Source organism: Elstera litoralis (assembly GCF_000963705.1).
Taxonomy (GTDB): domain Bacteria; phylum Pseudomonadota; class Alphaproteobacteria; order Elsterales; family Elsteraceae; genus Elstera; species Elstera litoralis.
In genome coordinates, this window is record NZ_LAJY01000964.1 from 1 (window position 1) to 716 (window position 716).

Annotated in this window: 1 protein-coding gene and 1 tRNA gene; both read right to left on the minus strand. The window is 53.8% G+C overall.

The window, feature by feature from the left end; all coding sequences use genetic code 11:
- Positions 1-61: 61 nt before the first annotated feature.
- Positions 62-445: a hypothetical protein gene (locus VZ95_RS24810; protein ID WP_156995520.1), complete on the minus strand. Its 384-nt coding sequence runs from the start codon at positions 443-445 to the stop codon at positions 62-64.
- A 167-nt stretch (positions 446-612) separates the two neighbouring features.
- Positions 613-687, minus strand: a tRNA-Gly gene (locus tag VZ95_RS20970).
- Between the last annotated feature and the right edge of the window lie 29 nt (positions 688-716).

Consider the following 716-nt stretch of genomic DNA (forward strand, 5'->3'; position numbering starts at 1 on the left):
TGCTCGGGCACGGGTTGCAGGTGTTGGGGCCTGCGCTGGAGGGGGCGGACTTAGCGGAGGTTTAACCGCTGTGCTTTGTCCTTACCTCAGCGCATATTCTTTCAATCTCGGCCATTCCCTCTTCAAGGGGCACCTGCTTATAGGCTTGCGCGATTTGGGACAGAAAAGCCTCATATCTCTGGTGAGAGTGCGCGTGATCGACGTCCGGGACACATCGCCCTATTGTCCAAATATATCCTTTGGCTTCCCACTGAATGCGCCCGCCAATTTCTAAGAAAAGGGCTCTGGCGAGGGAAATTTGTTCGCCGACAAACGCGCTCCACCATTCCGGGGGTAACCCTTCATCCGGAGAATGTGGATCGACCTCAAAATCATATTTTCGTTGCCAGTCATTAAACCGTGCCACGAGATTTTTTGGCAGTTCCAAATCCTCATAATCAACCATTGGGCCAACCGCGAGACCAAGTGGATCGGGAGGAGTCCAAATTCCAGAACTGGCATACTCGGGCCAAACGCGAAGGAGCGGGAAGGGGTTTCGAGCCAGCAGCAGTTTCCTTTCGGCTCAAACATAGCAAAAACCCCCGCCAAAACTGGCAGGGGTTTTTGAGGATTTGGAGCGGGAAAAGGGATTCGAACCCTCGACCCTCACGTTGGCAACGTGATGCTCTACCACTGAGCTATTCCCGCATCGTGCCGCCGAAAACGCGTTGTTGTTC

Excerpts from the sequence above, each read along its gene's own strand:
- VZ95_RS24810 (WP_156995520.1), bottom strand. The coding sequence starts at position 445 with ATGGTTGATTATGAGGATTTGGAACTGCCAAAAAATCTCGTGGCACGG.